Source organism: Streptomyces sp. NPDC059002 (genome assembly GCF_042740435.1).
Lineage (GTDB): Bacteria > Actinomycetota > Actinomycetes > Streptomycetales > Streptomycetaceae > Streptomyces.
The window spans coordinates 13,488-40,443 of sequence record NZ_JBHYJI010000065.1 but is presented as its reverse complement, the minus strand read 5'-3'; the positions used below and the strand labels follow the sequence as shown (position 1 = coordinate 40,443).

Genomic DNA, 26,956 nt, shown 5'->3' with positions numbered 1-26,956 from the left:
GACGCGCGTAGAGCGCCCCCAGGGCCGCCCGCCGTCCCCCTCCGTCCTCCCTCAACCGGAGTCTTCCGCCATGCCTGCCATGCCTGCCATGCCCCGCATACCGAGATCCGCCGCCGTCGGCGCCGTCGGCGCCACCGCGCTCGCCGCGGGTCTGCTCGCGGTCACCTCGTCCGCCGCGTCCGCCGACGCCGTCGCCGTCCATGACATCCAGGGCACCACGCGTGTCTCGCCGCTGGCCGGGCAGCAGGTCCCGGACGTCTCCGGTGTCGTGACCGGCGTCCGTGGCTACGGCTCCAAGGGCTTCTGGATCCAGGACACCCGGTCCGACTCCGACCCGGCCACGAGTGAGGGGATCTTCGTCTTCACGGGCTCGGCGCCGCTCACGGTCAAGCCGGGCGACGCGGTCCTGGTCTCCGGGACGGTCGGGGAGTACGTCCCTGGGGGCGCCGCCTCCGGGAACCAGTCGCTCACCCAGATCACGAAGCCGACGGTGACCGTCGAGTCGTCCGGCAACGCGCTGCCCGGTCCCGTGCGGATCGACGCGAAGTCCGTGCCCGCCGCGTACGCGCCCGCCGGTGACCCCGCCGACGGCAACAGCGTCAACGGCCTGCCGCTGCGGCCCCGCTCGTACGCCCTGGACTTCTACGAGTCCCTTGAGGGCATGAACGTGCGCGTGGGCGGCTCGCGCGTGGTCGGCGCGACCGACGCGTACAACGAGCTCTGGGTCACGGTGAAGAAGCAGGAGAACCGGAACAGGCGCGGCGGCACCGTCTACGGCTCCTATGCCGCGCAGAACGGCGGACGGCTGCAGATCCAGCAGCTGGCACCCGTATCCGAGCAGCCGTTCCCGAAGGCGAACGTCGGCGACGTGCTGACCGGCACGACCGAAGGACCCCTGGACTTCAACCAGTTCGGCGGCTACACCCTCGCCGCCCGCGAGCTCGGCGAGGTCGCGGACAAGGGTCTCGTACGCGAGAAGACGCGCCGCCAGGCCAAGGGTGAGCTCGCCGTGGCCACGTACAACGTGGAGAACCTCGACCCGACGGACCCGCAGAAGAAGTTCGACGCGCTCGCGGGCGCCGTCGTCGCCCACCTCGCCTCGCCCGACATCCTCGCCCTCGAGGAGATCCAGGACGACAACGGCGCGAAGAACGACGGCACGGTCTCCGCGGAGAAGACCCTGAAGAAGTTCACGGACGCGATCGTCGCCGCGGGCGGTCCGCGCTACGCGTGGCGGTCCGTCGACCCGGAGAACAACAAGGACGGCGGGGAGCCGGGCGGCAACATCCGGCAGGTCTTCCTCTACAACCCCGAGCGGGTCTCCTTCACCGAGCGCGCGCCGGGCGACGCGACCACGCCCACCGGTGTCGTACGCGAAGGGGGCCGGGCCGCGCTGACCCACTCCCCCGGCCGGATCGCCCCGGCGGACGCGGCGTGGGCGGACAGCCGCAAGCCGCTGGCCGGCGAGTTCGTCTTCCGCGGCCGCACGGTCTTCGTGATCGCCAACCACTTCGCGTCCAAGGGCGGCGACGAGGGCCTGACCTCGCACCACCAGCCGCCGGTGCGCTCGTCGGAGACCAAGCGGCTGCGGCAGGCGCAGGCCGTGAACGGCTTCGTGAAGGACATCCGCAAGGCCCAGCGCAACGCCGACGTCGTGGTGCTCGGCGACATCAACGACTTCGAGTTCTCGGCGACCACCAAGGCCCTGGAGGACGGCGGCGCGCTGCGCTCGGCCGTCAAGTCCCTGCCGAAGAGCGAGCGTTACTCGTACGTCTACCAGGGCAACACCCAGGTCCTCGACCAGATCCTGACCAGCCCGGGGGTGGGGGACGCGGACGACTTCAGCTACGACAGCGTGCACATCAACGCGGAGTTCGCGGAGCAGAACAGCGATCACGACCCGCAGGTGCTGCGCTTCCGGCCGTAGTCCATGGCTGCCCGGCTGGACCGCCTCATCCGTAGAGGTGGTCCAGCCAGTCCTGCCAGGCCAGTTCGGTGTGCTTGCCGTCCGCGTGCGCCCCGAAGTCGTGCACGCTGACGGCGACCGGGGCGCCGAAGCGATGGTGGCCGAAGAAGCGGTGCAGGGTGTCGTCCGTGCGCAGCCCGATGAAGTGTCTGCTGCGGAAGTCGATCACCGCGTCGAGCGGTTCCCCGGGGGCCCTGACCCGGACGCGCGCCCCCTCCGTGGCGTCGTCGGGCAGGGCCAGCGCGCGGCCGAGCCTCCTGAAGGCGTCCGGGGCGGCCGACGCGGACGGGCCGCTGACCGCGGAGTGCACGGCGGTGCGGTCCTTGAAGTACGTGAGGTACTCGCACAGCGTGTGCAGGCGGAAGTCGGTGTACTGCGCGACGGCGTCGTACTGGGCGTCCCAGTGGTCGGCGAAGACGCCGCTGCGGACGTAGCGCACCCAGGCGCGGCGGCCGCCGTTGCGCGGCTCGATGGTGTGGTCGACCTGGCTGAGGGTCTGGCCGGGCACCCGGTCCGGGTCCTCGACGCGGGCGGTGAGGCGGTGCGGCGGGTCCCAGCGGGTGACGGTGCCGCCGGAGGGCGCGGCGCCGCCCTCGCGGGGCTCGTACCGCAGGGGCCTGAGCCAGCCCGCGGCGCCGGTGGTGAGCGCGTCCCAGACCTCGGCCGGCGAGGCGTCGACCTCGAACTCCCTGGCGATCTCGAACTCCTTGCCGGTTCCCGCGCCGCTCATGCCGTCCCCCCTCGCCTCGCCCTGCGCGGCTCCACCGTCCCGCCGACGACGGCCGCTGTCCAGGCAGGTCACGCGGCCCGCGGGACGGTGTGCGGGATCTACGCTCCGCGCGGTACGAAGGCGTGCGCCAACCGGTAGCGGGCGACCACGTCATCGGCGACGACACCGGGGAAGTCCCGCACCCGCTGCCACTGCGGCGTCGGCGAGCCCACCCCGCTGCCCGCGGCGGCGAGCGCGTCGATGTGGGCCTGTTCGGCGGTCCACTCCGCGTAGTTGACGACCTGCCTGCCGTCGGTGCTGACGTGGAAGTGCGCGGCGAGCAGCCCCCGGTCCCCGACGGTGTCGCCGTCCAGGGCGTCCACCACCCCGTCCACCCAGGCGCGTTGGCGGTCGGCGTCGGGTCCTTCGAAGTCGACCCGCACGATCACGATCGCGCCGGGCTCCCGGCCCGCGCGCCCCCGCCCGTCGGTCCAGCTGCGGTACAGGCGCGTCTTGGTCAGGCCGAGGCGTTCGATGCCGGGCACGGCCGCGTCGACGTCGGCGTTCCGCGCGTCCCTGCCGTTCGTGGCGCTCGCGAAGAAGTCCTCGTACGCCTCCTCGTCGCGCCACTGCGAGTGGTGCAGGATCGTGTCGCCGTCGGCGCCCGCGTACACCGCGTACGAGAGCAGACCCTCGTGCGGCCAGGGCCTCTTCCAGGCCGCGGCGATGGCGTCCAGGGTGGCCCGCTGCCGCTCGGGCGAGCCGGTGCTCCAGGTGCTGATGAAGGTGAGCCCGGCGTCGGCGCGGGTCGGGTCGGGGTGGGTGCCGGTGGTCAGGGTCGGGGTCGTGGACATGGCTGTCCCCTCCATCCGTGTCGGTGTCTCGGTGCCCGGGCGGGTCCGGCCCCGGGCACACCCCACACTCCGACCTCAACCATGCTTCAGGTCAAGCCCGTTCGGGATCCGGTGCGGTCACCGCGCCGAGATCGGGGCGCTTGGCCGCCCTGCCGTCCCCCGAGGAACGCCCCCGCACCCGCCGCCACACCCACGGCCCCATGAACCCGGCGAACCAGCGCGCCTCCGCCGTGACCTCGCCGAGCACGGACTGCGGGGCCAGCGGCGGCAGCGGTTCCAGCCAGCCCTCGTGCCCCGGCACGCCCAGCATGTCCGCCATCCCCGCGGCGATCCTGGCGTGCCCGAGCGGGCTCGCGTGCAGCCGGTCCGGGCTCCACAGCCGCGGGTCGGTGGTGACCCGGTGCGGGAACGTGTCGAGGACGGCCACCCCGTGCCGGTCGGCGGCCGCGCGGATCCGGGCGTTCAGATCGAGCACACGGGGCAGCGCCCGCCGCGCCAGTGGCGAGATCCGCCCGATGTCGGGGAAGGTCACGGTGGCCACGCGGGCGCCCGACGCGGTGAGTTCGGTGAACATCTCCTCGATGTCCGCGGCGACGCGCGCCACGTCGAAGCCCGGCCGCACCAGGTCGTTCATGCCCGCCATCACGGTGACGAGATCCGGCTTCAACGCCAGGGCGGGGCCCAGCTGTTCGGCCTTGATCCGTGCCGTCACGCGGCCGCGCACGGCGAGATTGGCGTAGGTGAGGTCGGGGTTCCGCTCGGCCAGCAGCTCGGCGAGCCGGTCGGCCCAGCCGCGGTAGCCGTGCCGCTCGTCGCCGTCCCCGAGCCCCTCCGTCTGACTGTCGCCGATCGCGACGTAGCGGGCGAAGGGATGCTGCTGCCTCGTGGTCATGGCCCGAGCTTCCTCCGGCCGCGCGAACCCGTCAACGCGGGCCCGCGCCGACCGGCGGGCGACCGTCCGCGACGCCTCGGAGCAGCCGCCCGCCACCGTCGACGAGCAGCACTTCCCCGGTGATGTACGAGGAGTTGCCGAGGTCGACGACGACCTCCGCGACGCTCTCGGGACGCCCGGACCGCGCCAGCGGCAGCCGTTCCGCGACGGCCTCCACCGCGGCCGCCACGCCCTCGACCCCGTCGAACCACGGAGTGCCGATCATGCCCGGCACGACCGCGTACGGAAGGGAACTGCCCCCGGGCCGCGCCCTTGCCTGGGACGTCATGTTCACGACGCTGCCCGCGCCACTCGCCCGCGGATACGGGACGGCCGCGGTGATCGTCCGCCCGACGCCGGTCACGTTGACGTCGTACAACTCCCGTCACGCCTCCGGGCCCGGGGCGTGTCCGGCGGATCATGCCGCGGGACGCGGGGTCCGGTGCGCACATCTGTGGCGTTGTCGTCGGTCGCCAACGCTCCGCGTCGCCGCCCTCGTCGGCGCCGCGCGACCGGGCGCGCGGCCCGCGACCGGTCATGCCAGGCGCCGGAGCGCCACCCCCGCGTCAGCCGACCGGACTCACGCCCCGTCGTCCCGCCTGCGGCGGCGCAGCGCCGCGCAGGCGAGCAGTGCGGCCGCGGCCGTCGCGACGGCCGCCAGCACGCGCGGGTGCCTTCCCCCGGTCCGTGCGACCGTGCCCGCCGCGGCCCGCACCGGCTCGGGCGTGCCGTGCCGCACCCGCCGCGCGGCCTCGGTCACCTTCTCCTCGACCTGGGCCACCGCGCGGTACTCCTCGGCGTGCGCGGCCCCCTCGGCCACCTTGTCCTTGACCTGCGCCGCGGTGCCGCGCACCTGGTCCCTGACCGCCGCAGCCCCGTGCCTGGCACGGGACGTGACGTCCGCGCGCGCCAGCAGTTCCTTCGGATTCTTCGGCGTGTTCGCCATCGGTGCGCCTTCCTCGGCTCGTTCGGACCGTCTCCCGCGCCCGCCATGTGGAGCGCCGCGCCGGCCGGGTACCCGCAGCGGGCCCGGCTACCCCCGGCACCTGCCACCTCTTAGCGTTTCTGTCCGCCATCTCGTAGGAGAATTAAGTGGAGCTTCAGCGACGCGTACCGAACACTGCAGTCATGACCTCCCGAACCCCGGCCCCCTTCGGCCGCGCCCTGTGCGCGATGATCACGCCCTTCACCGAGGCGGGCGCCCTCGACCTCGACGGCGCGCAGCGCCTCGCCGACCACCTGGTGGCCGAGGGCTGCGAGGGGCTCGTCCTGTCCGGCACCACCGGCGAGTCGCCGACCACGTCCGACGCGGAGAAGTCCGCGCTCGTCCGCGCCGTGGCCGACGCGGTGGGCGACCGGGCCCGGATCGTCGCGGGCGTCGGCAGCAACGACACCCGGCACACCGCCGAGCTGGCCCGGGCGGCCGAAAAGGCGGGCGCGCACGGCCTGTTGGTGGTCACCCCGTACTACAGCAAGCCGCCGCAGGACGCCGTGGCCGCCCACTTCCGCACGGTCGCCGACGCCTCAGGACTCCCGGTCCTGCTCTACGACATCCCCGGCCGCACCGGCACCCGCATCGAACCGGACACGATCCTGCGCCTCGCGGACCATCCGCGGATCGTGGGCGTGAAGGACTGCGCGTACGACATCCTCGGCAGCCAGAAGGTCATCTCCCGCACGGAGTTGGCCTACTACGCGGGCTGCGACGAGTACAACCTCGCCCTGTACGCCGTCGGCGGCGCGGGCCACATCAGCACGGTCGCCAATGCGATCCCGCGCCGACTGCGCGCCGTGCTCGACGCGTTCGACGCGGGCGACACGGCCGGGGCCCGCGGCGGACAGCTCGCCGCCACCCCGCTCATCGAGCTCATGATGGCATCGGGCCTGCCCGGCGCGGTCACCGCGAAGGCCCTGCTCGGCACGCTCGGACTGCCCTCGGGACCGGTACGCGCGCCCCTGCTGCCCGCCGCCCGCGAGGCGACCGACGGGCTGCGGGCGGCGTACGAGGCACTCTCGGCCTGAATGGCGCGCGCGGCCAGGTCAGTTGTGGCTGTGCAGAACCTCGTTCAGGCCGCCCCAGACCGCGTTGTTCGGGCGGGCCTCGACCGTGCCCGTGACCGAGTTGCGGCGGAAGAGGATGTTCGAGGCGCCGGAGAGCTCGCGGGCCTTGACGATCTCGCCGTCGGGCATGGTCACGCGCGTACCGGCCGTGACGTACAGACCGGCCTCGACGACGCACTCGTCGCCGAGCGCGATGCCGACGCCCGCCTCGGCGCCGACGAGGCAGCGCTCGCCGATGACGATGCGGACGTTGCCGCCGCCGGACAGGGTGCCCATCGTGGAGGCGCCGCCACCGATGTCCGAGCCGTCGCCGACGACGACACCGGCGGAGATGCGGCCCTCGACCATGGAGGTGCCGAGCGTGCCCGCGTTGAAGTTCACGAAGCCCTCGTGCATGACGGTCGTGCCCTCGGCGAGGTGCGCACCGAGCCGCACACGGTCGGCGTCGGCGATGCGGACGCCCTTCGGCGCGACGTAGTCCGTCATGCGCGGGAACTTGTCGATGGAGGTCACGGCGAGGTGCAGGCCCTCGGCGCGGGCGTTCAGGCGGACCTTCTCGACGTCGTCGACGGCGACCGGGCCGAGCGAGGTCCAGGCGACGTTGGCGAGGAAGCCGAACTGGCCGTCCAGGTTCACGCCGTGCGGCTTGACCAGGCGGTGCGAGAGCAGGTGCAGCCGCAGGTAGACGTCGTGGGCGTCCAGCGGCTTGTCGTCGAGGGACGCGATGACCGTGCGGACGGCGACGACCTCGACGCCACGGCGGGCGTCCGGGCCGATCGCCTTGGCGGCACCCTCGCCGAGCAGCTCCACGGCGCGCTCGGCGGTCAGCCGCTCGGAGCCCGCGGGGCCCGCTTCGGCGACGAGCTCGGGCGCGGGGAACCAGGTGTCGAGAACGGTGCCGTCGGCGGTGACGGTGGCGAGGCCTGCGGCGACGGCGCCGGTGGTGCGACCTGCGGGGGAAGAAGGTGTGGTGTCGGTCATGGGTGAAACCTAACCGGACGGGCACCGCGCGGGCGAACCGGTCTCAGCGTCCGGTCGGGACCGAGTGGGTTCCTCTTGGGAACTGACTGTGGCAGCATGAGCGGCATGCCGCAACGGACCCGACTCGACGACGACCACTGCGCCATCGCGCAGGCCCTGGACGTCGTCGGCGACTGGTGGACCCTGCTGATCGTGCGCGACGCGGCACGCGGGGTGCACCGCTTCGACGGGCTCCAGCGCGAGCTGGGCGTGTCCCGCAAGGTGCTGGCCGAGCGGCTGCGCCTCCTGGTCGACGCGGACGTGCTGGCGCGCGTCCCCTACCAGGACCGCCCGCCGCGCCACGAGTACCGCTTGACGCCGCGCGGCCGCGCACTGCTGCCCGTCCTGGTCGCCCTCCAGGACTGGGGCGACACCTGGGTGACGGGAGAAGGAGAGACGATGGCGACCACGACGCAGGCGTCCCTGGAGGCCCGGCGGGTCCACGAGCTGCTCGGCACCCGCGTGCCCGCGCTCGAACTCCTGGGCCACGACGGAGAGCCGCGCGACCCGGTGGCCGCCGACACCCCGTACACCGTCCTGTACTGCTTCCCCGGCGCGTACGCCCGCAAGGACGCCTACCCGCCCGGCTGGTCCGGGATCCCCGGCGCGCGCGGCTGCACCCTGGAGTCCTGCACCTACCGCGACCAGCTCGCGGAGTTCACCGCGGCGGGCGCGCGCGTGCACGGCGTATCGTCCCAACGCCCGGACGAACAGCGGGCGTTCGCCGACAAGGAGGGCCTGCGCTTCCCGCTCCTCTCGGACGCGGACCTGGCGCTCACGGCGGCCCTGCGCCTGCCGACGTTCCGCGCGGCGGGCGTGAGCCGGCTGAAGCGGCTGACGCTGGTGGTGGACCGCGACCGGGTGGTGCGCGACGTGCAGTACCCGATCACGGACGTGACGGCGAGCGTCGACGCGGCGCTCACCGCGGTCAACCGCCTGACGGCAGGATCCGGTTGAGCACCTCGCGCGCATACGCCGCGTCGTACTCGCCGCCGGTGAGCAGCACCTGCAGGGAGATCCCGTCCATCAGGGCGACGAGGGCGCGCGCGGTGACCGGATCCGTGCGGCGTTCGAGCACCTCGGCGAGGCCCGCGCACCACTCGGCGGCCACCGGCCGCAGCGCGGGCCTGCGCAGCGCCGCGAGGTAGAGCTCGTACTCCAGCTCGACCCCCGCCCGCTCCCCCGCGAACCACTCGCCGAGCACCCCCGCGAGCGCCGCCGCGAGATCGGCCCCGGGATCCTCGAAGGCCCGGCTCGCGGCCATCACCTTGGCGAAGCCCTCGTTGCTCTGCCGCAGCGCGGCGACCATCAGCTCGTCGAGCGTCTTGAAGTGATACGTCGTGGAGCCGAGCGGCACATCCGCCTCGGCCGCGACCGACCGGTGGCTGAGCCCGCCGATCCCCTTCTTGCCGACCACGCGGATCGCCGCGTCGATGATCCGCTGCCGGCGCTCGGGGTCGTACCGGCGGCCCATCAGTGCGCCCCGCCCAGATTGAGCACGACGACCCCCGCGATGACGAGCGCGATGCCCGCGACCTTGACCAGGTTGGTCGTCTCGCCGAGGAAGACCATCCCGATCGCGGCGACGGCGGCGGTGCCGATGCCCGCCCAGATCGCGTAGGCGGTGCCCACGGACAGCGTCTTCAGCGTCTGCGCGAGCATCGTGAAGGCGAGCAGATAGCCCGCGACGGTGATGAGCGAGGGCCACAACTTGCTGAACCCCTCGCTGTACTTCATGGCCGTGGTCCCGGCCACCTCCGCCGCGATGGCCGCGGCCAGCAGTGCGTATCCCATGCGTACGAGTGTACATATCGATGCGTACGCCCGTACGCAACAACGGGAACACACCGGTTAGGGTGACGTGATCGCTGTGGGGGGCCACAGAACGCATCACACGCACCAGGGAGCGCAAGAGCAATGTCGGACACATCGGGGTGGGGGCCGCAGCCGGGCCCGTACGGCTGGCATCCGAACCCGTGGGGACCGCCGCCCCCACCACCCCCCAAGCCCGGCGTCATCCCGCTCGCGCCCCTGGGCGTGGACCACGTCCTCGGCGGCACGTTCGCCACGATGCGCCGCTACGCCAAGCCCCTGTTCGGCACGGCCGGCGCCGCGTACGCCCTGCTCGCCGCGGTCATGACGGCCGCGCTCCTGCTCGCCTACGCCGCCACCCGCGACCACTTCCACGCCCTGTACGAGCCGGGCGCCACGTTCTCGTGGGAGCACGGCAGACCGCTGCTGCTCGCGTTCGGCGCGGTCTGGGCGACCGGCCTGCTCGCCAGCCTCGCGGTGAACTCCTTCATCCAGGCGGCCTGCGCGGCGACCCTGCACGAGGCGGTCCTCGGCCGCCCCGCCCCGTTCCGCGCCGTCTGGCGCAGGGCCTGGTCACGCACCCCGGCGGTGACCGGCGTGACCCTGCTGCTCGCCCTGATCCTGCTGCTGCCGCTCGCGGCGTTCACCCTGCTCTTCGTCTCGTTCTTCGTGACGGTCCTGACCGACTCGACGGCCCCCTTCGGCCTGGTCTTCCTGCTCTTCCTCCTGGTGCTCCCGCTGGCGGCCTGGCTGTACGTCCTGTTCGCCTTCGCCCCGGCGGCGGCGGTCCTGGAATCGGCGGGCCCGCTCACCGCCCTGCGCCGCTCCGCACGCCTCGTGCGCGGCGCCTGGTGGCGTACGTTCGGCATCTCGCTGCTCGCCGGAGTCATCGTGGCGATCGTGTCCCTGGCCTTCCGGCTGCCCCTGCAGTTCGCCGCGCCCCAGCCCCCCGAGGTGACCCCCGACACGGACACCTCGGAACTCCTCTTCGACCAACTGCGCTCCCAGTTCGGCCTGTACGCCCTGCTCGGCCTGGTCGGCACCCTGCTCACCCAGCTCCTCGCCACCCTCTTCCTGCCCCTGGTGACCGCCCTCCTCTACATCGACCGCCGCATCCGCAAGGAGGGCCTGGCCCACACCTTGACCGCGGCGACCCAGCAGCCCGCCCCACCCTCGGCCCATCGTTGAATTCGTGGAGCTGCACACGAGTTGTCAGTGCTGTCCGGCACCATCCCTGCCATGGAACACGCAGCATTAGCAGCCGAAGCTCGCGCGGAGTTCGCCGACGCCGTCCGGTCGGCCATCGCTGAAGCGGCACGCACGGGCAGGACAAGGCCCACGTTGGCGATGATCGCCAGGGCTTCACATAAGGAGGGGCGGCCGAGTTGCAGCACATCGGCTATCAGCGCCTGGAAGAAGGGCGATCGGATCCCCGCTTCGTGGTCCGTCGTGGAATCCTTCCTCACTGCCCTGGAGAAGGCCGCCTCACTGCCCCGAGGAAAGTTCGACCGTCGGGACTGGGAGCGCCTCTTCAAACGCGCGCAGAGTGCGCCGCCAGCAGCTTCGGCGTCACACGTCGCGACACTCCTGGTACGCGACGCGGATCCACTGGAACTCAAGGTGCATCGGGCGCGCACCACATCGGCCGGAAACGCCGTGCCGGACTACATCCCCCGGGACGTCGACTCCGCGGTCCGAACGGCACTGGCCCGAGTCCGCGACGACGGCGGTGTGATCCTGCTCGTGGGGGCCTCTACAGCGGGCAAGACGCGTTGCGCCTACGAAGCGATGCGGAACGTGATGCCCGACCACCTGCTCGTCGCGCCGAGCCATGTCAGTGAGCTGCCGGACGCTGTCACCCAAGCCGTCCGTGCCGCCAAATCCGACACGGGATGCGTTCTCTGGCTCAACGACACGGAGAAGTTCCTGGGGCCCGGCGGGCTGACCTTGCAGGACATCAGGGCCCTGCGCAGATCAGGAACCGTGCTGCTGGGCACAATGCGCTCACGGATCCGCGCGGACTTCCCGTCGAATGAACTGGTACGGCTTGCCGAGGAGTTCGAGGTGCCGCGATTGTGGTCACCATCGGAGCTGGAGCGTGTCAGAGAACACCTGCGATCCAAGCATGACGATCGATTGCGCCTTGCCCTCGAGCAGTCCGAAGACTTCGGCATCTCCGAAACCCTGGCCGCAGGCCCTCAACTCTGGCGGGAACTGATCAGCGCCTCCGTCGTGGACGGGCATCCGCGAGGTGCCGCTCTGGTATGGACAGCCATCGACATCGCACTGGCAGGACTCGTTGAGCCATTGCCCGTGGACCTGCTCGAAGAACTCCACGAGGAGTACCTGCCGGGCCGGAACAAGCAATTGATCCGACCCGAGTCCATGGACGAAGCCCTGGCCTGGGCCGGCAGCCCGTATGACGACGGGGTGACACGTCTGCTGATTCCCGAAGGGGAGGGACTCCGAGCATTCGACTATCTGCTGGACGCCCACCTTCAGGAACGAGGTGCCTCCCCCGAGCTGATCCCCGAACGTATCTGGGACATCGTCCTGAGCCTGGGACACCAGCGCCACCAGCGCTTCAGTATCGCCTTGGCCGCGCACGCCAACGACCGGATGGACGTCGGCCGACGCGCCCTGCTCCCGTTGGCAGAGGCGAACGATGTGGACGCGCTGCGCACTCTGGGGCTCCTGTACGAACGCAGTGACAGGCAGGAGGCCATCCAATGGCTCCAGCTCGCGATCGACGCAGGCGACGTCCTGGCGCTGCGCCTCATGGGAAACCTTCATTTCCGGAACCAGGACAGGCGTACCGCCGGCGATTGGTACTGGAGGGCCGCACGGGCCGGGGACGAGGTGTCGGAGTCCTACTACAACGAGCCCAGGGCGGACTCCCGCCCGGTTCCGGAACCCCTCACCCCGCCGGCGTCGCCCGTCAAAGAGAACGCCGAAGAAGAGGACTGGGAGGACGAGGGAGGCTACTACGGCCCGACCGCTCGAACCTTGTGCGTTCTGGAAGGAGCTCTCGAAAACGCTGCGGACATGGCCTACGACGTGGTGGACGAGATCGGCGAACGGCGCATCGACCTCCGGCACAAGTACGCCTACATCTACAGTGACCTACCAGTTCTGACCTGGGGCATGGACGCACAGTGGCGCCGTCGCATGGCACGTTGCTTCCACGACCTGGCAGCTGACATCAAAGCCGGCAAGTGGCCGCTCCCCACATGCACGGGCGAGGAGATGGCGTTGCACATCGCCATCGAACATGCTTCAACCATGGTGGTCGACGAGCCTGAGTTCGTGTCCCCATGGGTGGCCGATCTGCCCGCGCACCATGACGACTGGGACTGGGGCCTCTGCTACGACACGCTCTTCGAAGACACCGATGTGCTCTTCCTGTACGAGCCATGGTCGCAGGGCATCGAGGATTCCCGCAGTCTCGTCCACCAGCATCTCGGCATTGCCAACCTCGAGGCCGAGGACTGGTTCAAACCCTTCCGCGCGGACGACGCCCGCGATCCCGACCGCGGCTTCCATCGCTAGGGCCCGTCCCGCCGGGATATCCCGGGCCCCCACCCTGACCTGCCATTCGGCGTTCCCGTGCCCCATGGACGATGGCCCTCGCCCCGGTGCCCGGGTTCCGTGGTGCCCAGTAATCGCGGCACCTGCTCATCACGTCGGAAGGCTTGAACCCATGCCCGTCACCCACGAACTCCTGGTGTTGGCCGGACTACCACTGCTGGTGATCGTCACCTTGTTCATCGGCCATCTCGCCACTCTCCGAGGGTTGCGAGGCGACCAACGCATCGCGGCCTTCCGCGTCTTCACCGAGGCGGTGCGACGGCGCCGGTGACGCGAAAGGGCCCCGACATCGCTGCCGGGGCCCTCTCCATGGTCGATCGCTCAGACGTTGAACCCGAGCGCCCGCAGCTGCTCGCGTCCGTCGTCCGTGATCTTGTCCGGGCCCCACGGCGGCATCCAGACCCAGTTGATCCGCAGCTCGTTGACGATGCCGTCCGTGGCGGACTTCGCCTGGTCCTCGATGACGTCGGTCAGCGGGCAGGCCGCGGACGTCAGCGTCATGTCGATGGTGGCGATGTTGGCGTCGTCGACGTGGATGCCGTAGATCAGGCCGAGGTTGACGACGTCGATGCCCAGCTCGGGGTCGACGACGTCGTACAGCGCCTCGCGGACCTCCTCCTCGGAGGCCGGCTTGGTCGTCAGAGTTTCCTGCGTACCGTTCTCGCTCATGCGGTCTTCCTCTCAGCGACGTCGGCGTCGGTACCGAGCGCCTGGGCCGTCGCGTCCTTCCACGCCATCCAGCTCAGCAGAGCACACTTCACGCGCGCCGGGTACTTGGAGACCCCGGCGAACGCGACGGCGTCCTCCAGGACCTCCTCCATCGCGTCGTCCGGCTCCAACTTGCCCTTGGACTGCATCAGTTCCAGGAACACGCCCTGGATCTTCTGCGCCTCGGCGAGTTCCTTGCCGACGAGCAGGTCGTTCAGGACGGACGCGCTGGCCTGGCTGATGGAGCAGCCCTGGCCCTCGTACGACACGTCGGCGATCGTCGAACCGTCGTACTTGACGCGCAGCGTGATCTCGTCGCCGCACGTCGGGTTGACGTGGTGCACCTCGGCGTCGCCATCGCGCAGACCACGCCCGTGCGGGTGCTTGTAGTGGTCCAGGATGACTTCCTGGTACATCGAATCCAGCTTCACGTTCCCAGCCAGCCCCTCAGCCGAAGAAGTTCCGTACGTGCTCCAGGCCGTCGACGAGAGCGTCGATCTCGCCGGGCGTGGAGTACAGATAGAACGACGCTCGCGTGGTCGCAGGAATTCCGTAGCGGAGGCAGACGGGGCGGGCGCAGTGGTGACCCACGCGGACCGCGATGCCTTCCTCGTCCAGGACCTGGCCCACGTCGTGCGGGTGGATGTCGCCGAGCGTGAAGGAGATCGCGGCGCCCCGGTCCTCCGCCGTCGACGGACCGATGATCTTCAGGTCCGGGACTTCGAGGAGACGCTTGACCGCGTATTCGGTGATCGCGTGCTCATGGGCGGCGATCTTGTCCATGCCGATCGCGGACAGGTAGTCCACGGCCGCGCCCAGGCCGACGGCCTGGGAGACCGGGGGCGTACCCGCCTCGAACTTGTGCGGCGCGGGAGCGTACGTCGACGAGTGCATCGACACGGTCTCGATCATCTCGCCGCCGCCGAGGAAGGGCGGGAGGTCCTCCAGGAGCTCCTGCCGTCCCCACAGGACGCCGATGCCCGTCGGGCCGAGCATCTTGTGGCCGGTGAAGGCCACGAAGTCGGCCTGCAGCGCCTGCACGTCGAGCGGCATGTGCGGGGCGGCCTGCGAGGCGTCGATCAGGACGAGCGCGCCGACCTCCTGGGCGCGGCGCACGATCGCCTCGACCGGGTTGACCGTGCCGAGGATGTTCGACACGAGCACGAAGGAAACGATCTTCGTCTTCTCCGTGATGATCTCGTCGATGTTGGAGAGGTCGAGCCTGCCGTCGTCGGTCAGGCCGAACCACTTCAGCTTCGCGCCGGTGCGCTGCGAGAGCAGCTGCCACGGAACGATGTTGGAGTGGTGCTCCATCTCCGTGATGACGATCTCGGTCTCGTGGTCCACGCGGTAGGGCTCATCGGCCCAACCGAGCATGTTGGCCACGAGGTTGAGGGACTCGGAGGCGTTCTTGGTGAAGATCACCTCGTCGCGGCTGGGCGCGTTGATGAACTCCGCGACCTTGTCACGGGCGCCTTCGTACAGCGCCGTGGCCTCCTCGGCGAGGACGTGCACGCCGCGGTGAACGTTGGCGTTGTGCTGCTCGTAGTACTCGTTCAGTACGTCGAGGACCTGGCGCGGCGTCTGGGAGGTCGCCGCGTTGTCCAGGTACACGAGCTTCTTGCCGTCGTGGATCCGGCGATCCAGGATCGGGAAGTCCTTGCGGATCGCCTCGGTGTCGAGGAGGCCCGGCAGCTGTGTCACGCGGATGCGCCACCCTTCGTGTAGGCCTCGTAGCCCTCGGCCTCCAGCTTGTCGGCGAGCTCGGCGCCGCCGGACTCGGCGATGCGGCCGTTCGCGAAGACGTGCACGAAGTCCGGCTTGATGTAGCGCAGGATGCGCGTGTAGTGCGTGATCAGCAGGGTGCCGACCTCACCGGTCTCGCGGACGCGGTTCACGCCGTCCGAGACCTGGCGTAGGGCGTCGACGTCCAGGCCGGAGTCCGTCTCGTCGAGGATCGCGATCTTCGGCTTCAGGAGCTCCATCTGGAGGATCTCGTGGCGCTTCTTCTCACCGCCGGAGAAGCCCTCGTTCACGTTGCGCTCGGCGAAGGCCGGGTCCATCTGGAGCTGCTCCATCGCGGACTTGACCTCCTTCACCCAGGTGCGCAGCTTGGGGGCCTCGCCGCGGATCGCCGTCGCCGACGTGCGCAGGAAGTTGGAGACCGAGACGCCGGGGACCTCGACCGGGTACTGCATGGCGAGGAACATGCCGGCGCGGGCACGCTCGTCGACGGACATCTCCAGGACGTCCTCGCCGTCGAGGGTGACGGTGCCCTGCGTGATCGTGTACTTGGGGTGACCCGCGATGGAGTAGGCGAGCGTCGACTTGCCGGAGCCGTTCGGGCCCATGATGGCGTGGGTCTCGCCCTGCTTCACGGTCAGGTCGACGCCCTTGAGGATCTCCTTCGTGGCGTTGTCGGCCTCGACGGTGACGTGCAGGTCCTTGATTTCAAGCGTTGCCATGGGTGCCTCAGGACTCCTGGGTGAGGGAGACGAGCACGTCGTCCCCTTCGATCTTTACGGGGTATACGGGGACGGGGCGCGTCGCGGGAAGGCCGGACGGCTTGCCGGTGCGGAGGTCGAAGCTGGAGCCGTGCAGCCAGCACTCGATCTGACAGTCCTCCACCTCGCCCTCGGAGAGGGAGACGTTCGCGTGCGAGCAGATGTCGTAAATCGCGTACACCTCGCCCTCGGTGTGGACGACCGAGACCGGCGTGCCGTCGAGTTCCACCCGCTTCGGGGTGTCCTCCGCGAGCTCGCTCAGGCCACAGGCGCGTACGAAGGTCATGCGACCGTCGCCTCCAGCTCCTCTTCGATCTTGGCGATGAGGCGCTCCTCGACGTCCGGCAGGCCGATCTGCTGGACCAGTTCGGCGAAGAAGCCGCGGACGACCAGGCGGCGCGCCTCGTCCTCCGGGATGCCGCGGGACTGGAGGTAGAAGAGCTGCTCGTCGTCGAAGCGGCCGGTCGCCGATGCGTGGCCCGCGCCGACGATCTCGCCGGTCTCGATCTCGAGGTTCGGCACCGAGTCGACACGGGCGCCGTCGGTCAGAACCAGGTTGCGGTTCATCTCGTAGGTGTCCGTGCCCTCGGCCGCGGCCTCGATGAGGACGTCGCCGATCCACACCGCGTGGGCGTCGTCGCCCTGGAGCGCGCCCTTGTAGACGACGTTCGACTTGCAGTGCGGGGTGTTGTGGTCGACCAGGAGGCGGTGCTCCTGGTGCTGGCCCGCGTCCGTGACGTACAGGCCGAACAGCTCGGCCTCGCCGCCGGTGCCCGCGTAGGTGACGCGCGGGTGCAGGCGGACCAGGTCGCCGCCGAAGGTGACGACGACGGACTTGAAGGAGGCGTCGCGGCCGATCAGCGCGTTGTGCTGGGCGACGTGCACCGCCTTGTCGTCCCAGTCCTGGACGGAGACGACGGTGAGCTTGGCGCCGTCGCCGACGATGAAGTCGACGTTGGCGGCGAGCACGGCGTCACCGGTGTGGTCGATGACGACCAGGGCCTCGGCGAACGCGCCCAGCTCGATGACCTGGTGCGCGAAGGCTGTACCGCCCTCGCCGTGCACGGCGATCCGAATGGGCTCGGTGAGGACCGTCTCCTTGGGGACGGACACGACCGAGGCCTTCTCGAAGGAGGTGTAGGCCTGGGCGGCGATGCGGTCGACGGGCTTGCCCGCCTTGCCGACGCGCGCGTCGTCCCGGCCGACGGTCTCCTGCGTGACGCCCTCGGGAGCGGTCACCTCGACCCGGATGCCGCCGTCGGCCACCGCGGTGCCGTCGTGCAGCCCGCGCAGGCGCTCCAGCGGCGTGAACCGCCACTCCTCCTCGCGGCCGTGCGGGACCGGGAAGTCCGCCACGTCGAAGGACGGGGGCGCGCTCATGCGGGTGGCGACGGTGGACTCGGCGGCCACCGCGATCGATCCTGCGGTGGTCGATCCCACCGGGATGTTCTGAGCCTCAGCCATGGCTGTCGTCGTGCTCTCTCTCTGCGTTAAAGAAGTCTGCTCGCTGCTGCGGGGTGCCCGGCCGGTGTGCGACCGGCCGGGCCACGGCCGGTGTTAACCGACCGAACCCTCCATCTGCAGCTCGATCAGCCGGTTCAGCTCCAGGGCGTACTCCATGGGCAGCTCCTTGGCGATCGGCTCGACGAAGCCGCGCACGATCATGGCCATGGCCTCGAACTCGGTCATGCCGCGGCTCATCAGGTAGAAGAGCTGGTCGTCGGAGACCTTGGAGACGGTCGCCTCGTGGCCCATGGAGACGTCGTCCTCGCGGACGTCGACGTAGGGGTAGGTGTCCGAGCGCGAGATCGTGTCGACGAGCAGCGCGTCGCAGAGCACGTTCGACTTCGATCCGGCGGCGCCCTCACCGATCTCGACGAGGCCGCGGTACGACGTACGACCGCCGCCGCGCGCCACCGACTTGGAGACGATGTTGGAGGACGTGTTCGGCGCCATGTGGACCATCTTGGAGCCGGCGTCCTGGTGCTGGCCCTCGCCCGCGAAGGCAATGGAGAGCGTCTCGCCCTTGGCGTGCTCACCCATGAGGTAGACGGCGGGGTACTTCATCGTCACCTTGGAGCCGATGTTGCCGTCGATCCACTCCATGGTCGCGCCCTCGTACGCCACGGCGCGCTTGGTGACCAGGTTGTAGACGTTGTTCGACCAGTTCTGGATCGTCGTGTAGCGGCAGCGGCCACCCTTCTTCACGATGATCTCGACGACGGCGGAGTGCAGCGAGTCCGACTTGTAGATCGGCGCGGTGCAGCCCTCGACGTAGTGAACGTACGCGTCCTCGTCGACGATGATCAGCGTGCGCTCGAACTGGCCCATGTTCTCCGTGTTGATGCGGAAGTAGGCCTGGAGCGGGATCTCGACGTGCACGCCCTTGGGGACGTAGATGAAGGAGCCGCCGGACCACACGGCGCTGTTCAGCGAGGCGAACTTGTTGTCGCCGACGGGGATGACGGTCCCGAAGTACTCCTTGAAGAGCTCCGGGTGCTCCTTCAGCGCCGTGTCGGTGTCCAGGAAGATGACGCCCTGCTCCTCCAGGTCCTCACGGATCTGGTGGTAGACGACCTCGGACTCGTACTGGGCCGCGACACCGGCGACGAGGCGCTGCTTCTCCGCCTCGGGGATGCCGAGCTTGTCGTACGTGTTCTTGATGTCCTCGGGCAGGTCCTCCCAGGACTCCGCCTGCTTCTCCGTGGAGCGCACGAAGTACTTGATGTTGTCGAAGTCGATGCCGGAGAGGTCCGAGCCCCAGTTCGGCATGGGCTTCTTGTCGAACAGGCGCAGGCCCTTGAGGCGGAGCTTGGTCATCCACTCCGGCTCGTTCTTCTTCGCGGAGATGTCGCGGACGACGTCCTCGCTCAGACCGCGCTTGGCAGCGGCACCGGCCGCGTCGGAGTCGGCCCAGCCGTATTCGTAGTTGCCCAGGCCCTCGAGCTCAGGGTGGGCAGTCTCCGTGGGGAGAGTCATGCGGGGTTCCTCCCGGCCGTGCTTGCTGATGCTGATGTGGTGGTCCGTGTGGTGGTACTGCCGCCGCTGCCGCTGCCGCCGCTGCGCGGAATGAACGTCGTGCAGACGCCGTCTCCGTGGGCGATGGTGGCAAGGCGCTGCACATGCGTACCGAGCAGCGTGGAGAACATCTCCGTCTCCGCCTCGCACAGCTGCGGGAACTGCTCGGCGACATGGGCGACCGGGCAGTGGTGCTGGCAGAGCTGCTCGCCGACCGGTGCGCTACGCGCCGTAGCAGCGTACCCGTCGGTGGTCAATGCCTTCGCCAGAGCCTCGGCGCGCTGCTCCGGGGGTGCGGCGTCGATCGCCTTCTTGTACGTCTCGGCCTGGGCGGCGATCCGCGCCCTGGCGAACTCGACGACCGCGCCCTCGCCGTGGTGCTCGGTGATCCAGCGGAGCGCGTCGGCGGCCAGCTTGTCGTAGGACTGGTCGAAGGCGTCGCGCCCGCAGTCGGTCAGGGCGAAGACCTTGGCGGGGCGGCCCCGGGTCCGCGCGCCGTAGACCCGCTGCTCGCGGGGCTCGACGACGTTCTCATGGGCGAGTGCGTCGAGGTGTCTGCGGACCGCGGCCTGGGTGAGGCCGAGGCGCCCCGCGAGGTCGGCGACGGTGGACGGGCCGTGGTCCAGGATGGACCGCGCGACCCGGTTGCGTGTGGATCGCTCCCCGGTCGCGAGTTCCTCCTGCGGAGCCTCGCCAACGTTTTTCACAACGCCATTGTTGCGTAATTCCTCAGAGCCTGACAACCCGCGTCTTGATCGTCGGTTGGTGCGCTGCATCACTTAGGCATACCTAAGCTGACCTGCGGAAACGATCACTGATCGATCAAATCGGTGGCGCCGCCAAGGGCCGTGCAGGACACTCCTGAACCATGGCGACACCCCCTCCCACCGGCCCTTTGTGCACCCGCGAGACGCTCGCGGGCGAGCTTCTGACGCTCGGCGTACGGCCCGGCGAGACACTCCTCGCGCACACCTCGCTCAGTGCACTCGGCTGGGTCAGCGGCGGGGCGGTCGCACTCGTCCAGGCGCTCCTCGACGCACTGGGCCCCGACGGCACACTGGTGGTCCCCACCCACTCCGGGGACAACTCCGACCCCGCGGAGTGGGAGAACCCGCCCGTGCCCGAGAGCTGGTGGCCGGTGATCCGCGCGTCGATGCCCGCGTACGACCCGCTGACCACGCCCACGCGCGGGGTCGGCGTCATCCCCGAGACCGTGCGCAGCTGGCCCGGCGTGCTGCGCAGCGCGCACCCGCAGACCTCCTTCGCGGCGGTCGGCCCCGCCGCCGCCTCGATCACCGCGGGGCACGCGCGCGACTGCCGGCTCGGCGAGCGCAGCCCCCTCGCCCGTCTGGAGAAGGCGGGCGCCCGCGTCCTGCTGCTCGGTGCGGGCTTCGACGCCTGCACCGCCTTCCACCTGGCCGAATACCGGATCCCCGCCCCCGAGGTGGAGAACTCCTTCGCGGTGATGACCTCTCAGGGGCGCCGCTGGAAGACGGTCCGCGAGCCGTCCATCACGGACGACCGGTTCGACGAGCTCGGGGCGGACTTCGAGAAGGACACGGCGGTCGTACGGGGCTTCGTGGGCGCGGCGGAGTCACGGCTCTTCCCCGTGGCGGACGCCGTCGCGTACGCCGAGCGGTGGCTGGCGGAGCACCGGCCCCGCCCCGTGGCGTAGACCCGTGGCGTAGCCCTCACAGGTCCTCCTCGCGCTCCGGCCGCCCCATGAACCAGTAGGAACCGGCGACCAGGAGGCCACCGCCCACGATGTTGCCCGGCACCGTGAACAGCAGGTTCCGCAGCAGGTCGGCGAGGCCCGCGCCGCCGTCCAGGATCGCCAGGGCGAACAGCGCCATGTTCGCCACGCAGTGCTCGAAGCCGACCGCGACGAAGACCAGGACCGGGATCCACAGCACGAAGATCTTCGCGCCGTCCCCCTTGGCCCGGTAGAACATCCAGATCGCCAGGCAGACGAGGAAGTTGCAGAGCACGGCCCGCCAGAAGAGCTGCCCGCCGGCCAGCGCCTCCTTGCCGTGGATCATCTCGGCGAGCATCGCCCGCGCGGACGGCGTCGACGTCACGCCCGACGCGTGCACCATCGCGCCGAAGAGGAAGGCGCCGACGAAGTTCCCGGCGAGGGAGAGGACCCAGCTGCCCACCAGGTCCCGCGCGCCGGTGCGGCCGGTCAGCGCGCCGATCAGCATCACCATCACATTGCTGGTGAACAGCTGCGCGCCCGCGAACATCACGATCGTCAGCGCGATCGGGAAGACCGCCCCTTCGAGCAGCTTCACCGCCGAGGAACCTGCCGCCACGAACGGCGACACCGCGACCAGGAGCAGCACCTCGCCGATCCCGATGTAGGCGCCCGCGAGGACCGCGGAGACGAAGTAGCGCGGGGTGCGTCTGAGGTCGTGCGCCTTGTGCGCCGCCTGTTCGGATGTCTCCTCGACGTTCTCCGCGATGCTGGTCACGTATCGACGCTAGGTCCCGCCCCGTCCCCGTATGACCGGAAAAGGTCACCAAGGAGAGGACCGCCGCCCCGCCCGCCCGGGACCTCGGACCCGTCCCTAGACTTGCTCACCATGCGAAACGAGCCCGCCCGCCCGTCTCCCGGCCACCGCCCCTCAACGAGACGCTCCGCGTCGCACCCTCTCGTTGAGATCCAGAGTCTGGTCAAGCGGTACGGAACAAAGACCGCGGTCGACGGTCTCGACCTGACGGCCGGGGCAGGCATCACCGCCGTCCTCGGCCCCAACGGCGCAGGCAAGACCACCACCATCGAGACCTGCGAGGGCTACCGGAAGCCGGACTCCGGCACCGTCCGCGTCCTCGGTCTCGACCCGGTCCGCGAGGCCGACGCGCTGCGGCCCCGGATCGGCGTGATGCTCCAGTCCGGCGGCGTCTACTCCGGTGCCCGCGCCGACGAGATGCTGCGCCACGTCGCCACACTGCACGCGCACCCCCTGGACGTGGACGCCCTCATCGAGCGCCTCGGCCTCGAAAGCTGCGGCCGCACCACCTACCGGCGCCTGTCCGGCGGCCAGCAGCAGCGCCTCGCGCTCGCCATGGCCGTGGTCGGCAGGCCGGAGCTGGTCTTCCTCGACGAGCCGACCGCGGGCCTGGACCCGCAGGCGCGCCGGGCCACCTGGGACCTCGTGCGCGATCTGCGCCGCGACGGCGTCGGCGTCATCCTCACCACGCACCACATGGACGAGGCCGAGGAGCTCGCGGACGACGTCGCGATCATCGACGCGGGCAAGGTCATCGCCCAGGGCAGCCCCGACGAGCTGTGCCGGGGCGGCGCCGAGAACACCCTGCGCTTCACCGGCCGTCCCGGCCTGGACGTCGGCTCGCTCCTCAAGGCGCTGCCGCCGGACTCGGCCGCGGCCGAACTGACCCCGGGCGCCTACCGCGTGAGCGGCACGGTCGACCCGCAGCTGCTCGCCACGGTCACCTCGTGGTGCGCCCAGCACGGGGTCATGCCGGACCGCATCTCGGTCGAACGCCACACTCTGGAAGACGTCTTCCTGGAGCTCACGGGTAAGGAGCTGCGCGGATGAGCGCCGCCGGTACGTACACGCCGAAGCCGGGCGCCGCCCCGCTCCCCCGCATGATCGCGGCGCAGGCGGCCCTGGAGACGAAGATGCTGCTGCGCAACGGCGAGCAGCTGCTCCTCACCGTCGTCATCCCGACCCTGCTGCTCGTGCTGTTCAGCGCGGTGGACATCGTCGACACGGGCAAGGGCGAGGCCGTGGACTTCCTCGCGCCCGGCATCCTCGCGCTCGCCGTGATGTCGACGGCCTTCACCGGGCAGGCCATCGCGACGGGCTTCGAGCGGCGGTACGGCGTGCTCAAGCGGCTCGGCGCATCCCCGCTGCCCCGCTGGGGCCTGATGGCGGCGAAGACCCTTTCGGTGCTGGTCACCGAGGTGCTGCAGATCGTCCTCCTCACGGCGATCGCCTTCGCGCTCGGCTGGTCGCCGCACGGCAACCCCTTCGCCGTACTCCTGCTCCTGGTGCTCGGCACCGCGGCCTTCTCCGGGCTCGGCCTGCTGATGGCGGGCACCCTCAAGGCCGAGGCGACACTGGCGGCGGCGAACCTCGTGTTCCTGCTGCTCCTGATGGGCGGCGGCGTGATCGTGCCGCTCGACAAGTTCCCCGACGCGGCCCAGTCGGTCCTCGGGCTGCTGCCCATCTCGGCGCTCTCCGACGGACTGCGGGACGTCCTGCAGCACGGCGCGGGCATGCCGTGGGGCGACCTCGGGATCCTCGCCGTCTGGGCGGTCGTCGGGCTCGGCGCCGCGGCCAGGTTCTTCCGCTGGGAGTGAGGCGGGTCCGCACGGCGGGAGTGACGTGAGCACGGAACGGGCACTCCCGTTCCGTGGCCGACACCGACATCCCGGAGTTACCCGGACCGCCGCGGGCCCGCGCCCTGCAGCCGCTGCTGCACGACGTGGTGATCTGCGTCGCGGCACCCGCGTTCGCCGCGTCGCCCCGCGACGGCCAGCTCCGCGGCGCGCGGGCCGACGGCTTCTACGACCACGACCGGCGGCTCCTGCACACCCTGCGCCTGCTGATCGACCGTCGTGAGCCCGAACCCGTCGGCGTCCAGCCGCTCGGCCCCGACCGGGCCCGCTTCACCTCCGTGCACCGCTACCCCGGCGAGGGCACGGACGACCCGACGCTGATCGTCGAGCGTGTGCGCACCGCGGGCGGCGGCGAGACCGTCCTGCTGCGCAACGTCGGCACCGTCGCCCGCCGCCTGCGCGTCGAACTGGCCGCCGCCACCGACCTCGCCGACATCGCCGACGTGAAGCGCGGCCTCACCGGGAAGGCCGTGGCCCCGTCCGTCGCGCGCACCGGACGCCCCGCGCTCCTGTGGCGCTCCCCCGCGGGCCACGCCCGGGTGCGTGCCGTCGAGTGCCCCGAACCGCCGGAGACCTCAGCGGGCCCGACGGGCGGCACCTTCACCTGGCCGCGCATCGAGCTGCCGCCGGGCGACTCGTGGCTGATCCGGCTCGCCGTCACGGGCCGCGCCGTCCCCGACCCGCCGGGCCATCCGGTCGCCGCGTCCCCGCGGGTGCCCTGGTCGGAGCCCGTGGTCCACGGCGACCGGCGGCTGATCGGCCTGGTCCGCCAGGGGCTCGCCGATCTGCGGGCACTGCGGCTCGCGGACCGCTCGGGGCACGGCACCGCGCCTTCCGACGACCAGTTCATCGCCGCGGGCTGCCCCTGGTATCTGACGCTCTTCGGCCGGGACTCCATCTGGTCGGCGCGCATGCTGCTGCCCCTCGGCACCGAGCTGGCCCGCGGCACCCTGTGGACGCTGGCCCGCCGCCAGGGCACGGTCCACGACGACTTCCGCGAGGAGGCGCCGGGGCGGATCCTGCACGAGCTGCGCCCCGCCGAGTCCCAGCACGGCCACGGACTGCTGCTCCCCGCCCACTACTACGGCTCCGTCGACGCGACCCCGCTCTTCGTCTCGCTGCTCGTCGACGCCTGGCGCTGGGGCCTGCCCGCCGCGGACGTCGATGCCCTCCTGCCGTACGCGGAGCGCGCGATGGACTGGATCGTCGGCACCAGCGGCAGCGACGAGGACGGCCTGCTGCGCTACTACCCGCGCCCCGGCGGCCTCCTGCACCAGTCGTGGAAGGACTCCGCCGACGCGGTGCGCGACGCGGCGGGCCGGCGCATCGAACCGCCGCTGGCCCTGTGCGAGGTGCAGGGCTACGCCTACGAGGCCGCGAAGGGCCTCGCCGACCTGCTGGACGCCCGCGGGGCGACCGGGCGGGCCCAGGTGCTGCGCGCCTGGGCCGCGGCGCTCCGCGACCGCTTCGCCGACGCCTTCTGGATCGACAGCAAGGAGGGGCCCGCGCCCCGCTATGTCGCCATCGCGGTGGGCCGCGGCCTCGATCCGGTCGGCGGCCCCGCCTCCAACATGGGCCAGCTGCTCGCCACCGGCATCCTGGACCGGGAGGGCTGCGCCGACGTCGCCGCCTGGCTCGCCGCGCCCGAGCTGAACTCCGGCTGGGGCCTGCGCAGCCGGTCCGCCGCCGTGCCCGGCTTCAACCCGCTGAGCTACCACGGCGGTTCGGTGTGGACCCACGACACGGCGATCGCCGTGCAGGGCCTGTGCGCCGCGGGCCTGCACACCGAGGCCGCGGCGCTCGCCGACGGGCTGCTCGACGCCGCGGTCCACTTCTCGTACCGGATGCCGGAGCTGTACGCCGGGGACGCGCGCACCGACAACTCCCCCGCCCCGCTCGCCTATCCGGCCGCCTGCCGCCCGCAGGGCTGGTCCGCGGCGTCCGGGGTCGCCGTGCTCGCCGCGCTGCTCGGCCTGCGCCCCGACGCGCCCCGCCGCGAACTCCGGCTGTGTCCTTCGCCGCCCGGCCTGCTCGGCCCGCTCGCCGTGTCGGGGCTGCGCCTCGCGGGCGCGGACCTTTCCGTGCGGATCGACCGCGGGGGCCGTACGACGGTGACGGGGCTGCCCGAGGGCTGGCGGGTCGGCACCGGCGCGGGCCAGGGGGCGGGCGCCGGTTCAGGCACCGGCGCGGACGCCGGTCCCGACCACCCCGGCTGACGCTCCGTCAGCTCGGGCGAGGAGCGCGCGGTAGTCGTCCTGCATCCGCGCCAGGTAGATCCGGCTCAGGTCGAAGTGCTCCTGGACGTGGGCCCGCCCGCGCATCCCCATCAGCCGCCCGGTCTCCCGGTCGTCGAGCAGTTCGGCGAGCCGCGCCGCGAGCTGTTCCTCGTCCCGGTCGGGCACGAGATAGCCGATCACGCCGTCGCTGTCGACGCCTTCGCCGAGGCCGCCCATCCGGGTCACCACGACGGGCCGCGCGGCGCACATCGCCTCCAGCGGAGCGAGCCCCATCGGTTCGTCGAATAGCGAGGGATAGACGACGACGGTGGACTCGGCGTAGAGGTCAGGCATTTGATCGACGCCCGCCTCCATGAATTCCACATAGGGCTCCAGTCGGCGTTTTTCGATCTCTTTTTCGACGCGCTCCCTGAATCCGATCTTCTCGCCGTGGAAATCGACCGTCTGACGGGTGTCCGTAAGCAGAAGCCGGGGTTCGAATACGCACATCCGGCGCCGCACGATCAGATCGAGCGCGCCCAGCGCGAGCAGTGCCCCCTTGTCCGGGATCAGCCGGGCGGGCAGCAGCACCGTGCCCGGCCGCGGTGTGACGTCGAGGGGGGCCACGCGCGCGTAGGGAGCGGTGTCGATGCCCAGATAGGTGCGCTCGGCGACCACGCCGAGCACCTCGGCGCAGGCGGTCCGCAGGAACTCGGACACGGCGTAGTGCGCGTCCCACTCCGCCGCCGTGAGCGCCGAATCCCGGCTGCCGGGATCGCCCCAAATGCTGTGGTACGTATGGCAGAGCACCAGCCGGAGCGGCTCCCGCAGGGCTTCCAGGGCCTTGGCCGGGGCCTCGCTGAAGTGGTGCAGGTTGTGGCAGTGCACGAGCCTGATGCCGCGCTCCCCGAGGACGTCGGCGAACCACCGGGCGAGCCGCTGCCGGTCGTCGGGTCCCGGCTCCAGTCTGGCGAGGTCGAGCGCCGGGTGGGTGAGCACCTCCACCCCCGGTTGACCCGGCGACTGCGCGCCCGGCGTCCCGGTGAGCACGGTGACGCGGTTCCCCTGCCGCGCCAACAGGCGCGAATAGTCCCACAGATGGGATTCCACCCCGCCCACGCTGGGCGGAAAGGACCAGTGGACCAACGCGATATGCATCCCGCCCCCCGGGAGTTGATCCTTTGTGCCGAGGTCCATGCCGCC

Annotated in this window: 28 protein-coding genes; 10 read left to right on the top strand and 18 right to left on the bottom strand. The window is 71.0% G+C overall.

Going from position 1 to position 26,956, the window contains the following annotated elements; all coding sequences use genetic code 11:
- The first annotated feature begins 88 nt into the window (after positions 1–88).
- Positions 89–1,927, top strand: a complete 1,839-nt coding sequence (locus ACFWZ2_RS36685; protein WP_384553300.1) for an endonuclease/exonuclease/phosphatase family protein — start codon at positions 89–91, stop codon at positions 1,925–1,927.
- Between the two features lie 25 nt (positions 1,928–1,952).
- Here ACFWZ2_RS36685 and ACFWZ2_RS36680 read toward each other — a convergent pair whose 3' ends face one another.
- The 5 genes from ACFWZ2_RS36680 to ACFWZ2_RS36660 all read right to left on the bottom strand — a co-directional run bounded on the left by ACFWZ2_RS36680 (position 1,953) and on the right by ACFWZ2_RS36660 (position 5,406).
- Positions 1,953–2,696, bottom strand: a complete 744-nt coding sequence (locus ACFWZ2_RS36680; protein WP_384553298.1) for an SRPBCC domain-containing protein — start codon at positions 2,694–2,696, stop codon at positions 1,953–1,955.
- Between the two features lie 98 nt (positions 2,697–2,794).
- Positions 2,795–3,529, bottom strand: a complete 735-nt coding sequence (locus ACFWZ2_RS36675) for an antibiotic biosynthesis monooxygenase (RefSeq protein WP_384553297.1) — start codon at positions 3,527–3,529, stop codon at positions 2,795–2,797.
- Between the two features lie 91 nt (positions 3,530–3,620).
- Positions 3,621–4,421: an SGNH/GDSL hydrolase family protein gene (locus ACFWZ2_RS36670; protein WP_384553295.1), complete on the bottom strand. Its 801-nt coding sequence runs from the start codon at positions 4,419–4,421 to the stop codon at positions 3,621–3,623.
- 31 nt (positions 4,422–4,452) lie between these two features.
- Positions 4,453–4,824 carry an SDR family oxidoreductase gene (locus ACFWZ2_RS36665; RefSeq protein WP_384553293.1) on the bottom strand — a complete coding sequence of 124 codons (372 nt, stop codon included), beginning with the start codon at positions 4,822–4,824 and terminating at the stop codon, positions 4,453–4,455.
- A gap of 216 nt (positions 4,825–5,040) precedes the next feature.
- Entirely contained in the window at positions 5,041–5,406 is a 366-nt protein-coding gene (locus ACFWZ2_RS36660) for a hypothetical protein (protein WP_384553291.1), read from the bottom strand.
- A 182-nt stretch (positions 5,407–5,588) separates the two neighbouring features.
- On the opposite strand from ACFWZ2_RS36660, the gene dapA reads away from it, so the two are divergent.
- Entirely contained in the window at positions 5,589–6,482 is an 894-nt protein-coding gene (dapA, locus tag ACFWZ2_RS36655) for a 4-hydroxy-tetrahydrodipicolinate synthase (protein ID WP_384553289.1), read from the top strand.
- An 18-nt stretch (positions 6,483–6,500) separates the two neighbouring features.
- On the opposite strand, the gene dapD is transcribed toward dapA, so the two are convergent.
- A complete protein-coding gene (gene dapD, locus ACFWZ2_RS36650) occupies positions 6,501–7,502 on the bottom strand; it encodes a 2,3,4,5-tetrahydropyridine-2,6-dicarboxylate N-succinyltransferase (protein ID WP_384553288.1) in 1,002 nt (333 codons plus the stop codon).
- A 105-nt stretch (positions 7,503–7,607) separates the two neighbouring features.
- Here dapD and ACFWZ2_RS36645 point away from each other — a divergent pair, with 105 nt between their 5' ends.
- Positions 7,608–8,498 (top strand): winged helix-turn-helix transcriptional regulator, encoded by an 891-nt coding sequence (locus ACFWZ2_RS36645; RefSeq protein WP_384553286.1) that lies wholly within the window; start codon positions 7,608–7,610, stop codon positions 8,496–8,498.
- Here ACFWZ2_RS36645 and ACFWZ2_RS36640 read toward each other — a convergent pair.
- Positions 8,470–9,015 carry a TetR/AcrR family transcriptional regulator gene (locus ACFWZ2_RS36640; RefSeq protein WP_384553285.1) on the bottom strand — a complete coding sequence of 182 codons (546 nt, stop codon included), beginning with the start codon at positions 9,013–9,015 and terminating at the stop codon, positions 8,470–8,472. The two genes, ACFWZ2_RS36645 and ACFWZ2_RS36640, sit on opposite strands and share 29 nt — an antisense overlap.
- On the bottom strand, positions 9,015–9,353 hold the full coding sequence (locus tag ACFWZ2_RS36635) for a DMT family transporter (RefSeq protein WP_384553328.1): 339 nt from the start codon (positions 9,351–9,353) through the stop codon (positions 9,015–9,017). The genes ACFWZ2_RS36640 and ACFWZ2_RS36635 overlap by 1 nt, the downstream gene beginning before the upstream one ends.
- 105 nt (positions 9,354–9,458) lie before the next feature.
- Here ACFWZ2_RS36635 and ACFWZ2_RS36630 point away from each other — a divergent pair, with 105 nt between their 5' ends.
- The 3 genes from ACFWZ2_RS36630 (at position 9,459) to ACFWZ2_RS36620 (ending at position 13,212) form a co-directional block, all read left to right on the top strand.
- The gene (locus ACFWZ2_RS36630) at positions 9,459–10,541 is read left to right on the top strand and encodes an oxidoreductase (protein WP_384553283.1); all 1,083 of its coding nucleotides are present in this window, start codon (positions 9,459–9,461) and stop codon (positions 10,539–10,541) included.
- A gap of 51 nt (positions 10,542–10,592) precedes the next feature.
- Entirely contained in the window at positions 10,593–12,902 is a 2,310-nt protein-coding gene (locus ACFWZ2_RS36625; protein WP_384553281.1) for a tetratricopeptide repeat protein, read from the top strand.
- A gap of 151 nt (positions 12,903–13,053) precedes the next feature.
- The gene (locus ACFWZ2_RS36620) at positions 13,054–13,212 is read left to right on the top strand and encodes a hypothetical protein (RefSeq protein ID WP_384553280.1); all 159 of its coding nucleotides are present in this window, start codon (positions 13,054–13,056) and stop codon (positions 13,210–13,212) included.
- Between the two features lie 50 nt (positions 13,213–13,262).
- On the opposite strand, the gene ACFWZ2_RS36615 is transcribed toward ACFWZ2_RS36620, so the two are convergent.
- The 8 genes from ACFWZ2_RS36615 to ACFWZ2_RS36580 form a co-directional block, all read right to left on the bottom strand.
- Positions 13,263–13,610: a metal-sulfur cluster assembly factor gene (locus tag ACFWZ2_RS36615; protein ID WP_384553278.1), complete on the bottom strand. Its 348-nt coding sequence runs from the start codon at positions 13,608–13,610 to the stop codon at positions 13,263–13,265.
- Complete coding sequence (sufU, locus tag ACFWZ2_RS36610; protein ID WP_384553276.1) at positions 13,607–14,080, bottom strand: Fe-S cluster assembly sulfur transfer protein SufU; 474 nt, start codon at positions 14,078–14,080, stop codon at positions 13,607–13,609. Before sufU ends, ACFWZ2_RS36615 begins: the two co-directional genes overlap by 4 nt.
- Positions 14,081–14,096: 16 nt before the next feature.
- Complete coding sequence (locus ACFWZ2_RS36605; protein ID WP_384553274.1) at positions 14,097–15,353, bottom strand: cysteine desulfurase; 1,257 nt, start codon at positions 15,351–15,353, stop codon at positions 14,097–14,099.
- Positions 15,350–16,114, bottom strand: coding sequence for a Fe-S cluster assembly ATPase SufC (sufC, locus tag ACFWZ2_RS36600; protein ID WP_384553272.1), 765 nt, complete (start codon positions 16,112–16,114; stop codon positions 15,350–15,352). Before sufC ends, ACFWZ2_RS36605 begins: the two co-directional genes overlap by 4 nt.
- A 7-nt stretch (positions 16,115–16,121) precedes the next feature.
- On the bottom strand, positions 16,122–16,439 hold the full coding sequence (locus ACFWZ2_RS36595) for a bifunctional 3-phenylpropionate/cinnamic acid dioxygenase ferredoxin subunit (RefSeq protein WP_384553270.1): 318 nt from the start codon (positions 16,437–16,439) through the stop codon (positions 16,122–16,124).
- Positions 16,436–17,617, bottom strand: coding sequence for a Fe-S cluster assembly protein SufD (gene sufD, locus ACFWZ2_RS36590; protein WP_384553268.1), 1,182 nt, complete (start codon positions 17,615–17,617; stop codon positions 16,436–16,438). The genes ACFWZ2_RS36595 and sufD overlap by 4 nt, the downstream gene beginning before the upstream one ends.
- A gap of 93 nt (positions 17,618–17,710) precedes the next feature.
- Positions 17,711–19,132: a Fe-S cluster assembly protein SufB gene (gene sufB, locus ACFWZ2_RS36585; protein WP_384553267.1), complete on the bottom strand. Its 1,422-nt coding sequence runs from the start codon at positions 19,130–19,132 to the stop codon at positions 17,711–17,713.
- Positions 19,129–19,878 carry a helix-turn-helix transcriptional regulator gene (locus ACFWZ2_RS36580; protein ID WP_384553265.1) on the bottom strand — a complete coding sequence of 250 codons (750 nt, stop codon included), beginning with the start codon at positions 19,876–19,878 and terminating at the stop codon, positions 19,129–19,131. Before ACFWZ2_RS36580 ends, sufB begins: the two co-directional genes overlap by 4 nt.
- 161 nt (positions 19,879–20,039) lie before the next feature.
- On the opposite strand from ACFWZ2_RS36580, the gene ACFWZ2_RS36575 reads away from it, so the two are divergent.
- On the top strand, positions 20,040–20,846 hold the full coding sequence (locus ACFWZ2_RS36575) for an aminoglycoside N(3)-acetyltransferase (RefSeq protein WP_384553263.1): 807 nt from the start codon (positions 20,040–20,042) through the stop codon (positions 20,844–20,846).
- A gap of 16 nt (positions 20,847–20,862) precedes the next feature.
- Here the strand turns inward: ACFWZ2_RS36575 and ACFWZ2_RS36570 are convergent, their stop codons facing one another.
- Positions 20,863–21,642: a formate/nitrite transporter family protein gene (locus ACFWZ2_RS36570; protein ID WP_384553261.1), complete on the bottom strand. Its 780-nt coding sequence runs from the start codon at positions 21,640–21,642 to the stop codon at positions 20,863–20,865.
- Positions 21,643–21,753: 111 nt separating this feature from the next.
- On the opposite strand from ACFWZ2_RS36570, the gene ACFWZ2_RS36565 reads away from it, so the two are divergent.
- From ACFWZ2_RS36565 to ACFWZ2_RS36555, 3 genes are read left to right on the top strand one after another with little or no spacing between them, the layout of a single operon-like run.
- Entirely contained in the window at positions 21,754–22,731 is a 978-nt protein-coding gene (locus tag ACFWZ2_RS36565; protein ID WP_384553259.1) for an ABC transporter ATP-binding protein, read from the top strand.
- The gene (locus ACFWZ2_RS36560) at positions 22,728–23,498 is read left to right on the top strand and encodes an ABC transporter permease (RefSeq protein WP_384553257.1); all 771 of its coding nucleotides are present in this window, start codon (positions 22,728–22,730) and stop codon (positions 23,496–23,498) included. The genes ACFWZ2_RS36565 and ACFWZ2_RS36560 overlap by 4 nt, the downstream gene beginning before the upstream one ends.
- 53 nt (positions 23,499–23,551) lie before the next feature.
- The gene (locus ACFWZ2_RS36555) at positions 23,552–25,753 is read left to right on the top strand and encodes a glycogen debranching N-terminal domain-containing protein (RefSeq protein ID WP_384553256.1); all 2,202 of its coding nucleotides are present in this window, start codon (positions 23,552–23,554) and stop codon (positions 25,751–25,753) included.
- Here ACFWZ2_RS36555 and ACFWZ2_RS36550 read toward each other — a convergent pair.
- On the bottom strand, positions 25,712–26,863 hold the full coding sequence (locus ACFWZ2_RS36550; RefSeq protein WP_384553254.1) for a glycosyltransferase family 4 protein: 1,152 nt from the start codon (positions 26,861–26,863) through the stop codon (positions 25,712–25,714). The two genes, ACFWZ2_RS36555 and ACFWZ2_RS36550, sit on opposite strands and share 42 nt — an antisense overlap.
- Positions 26,864–26,956 lie beyond the last annotated feature (93 nt).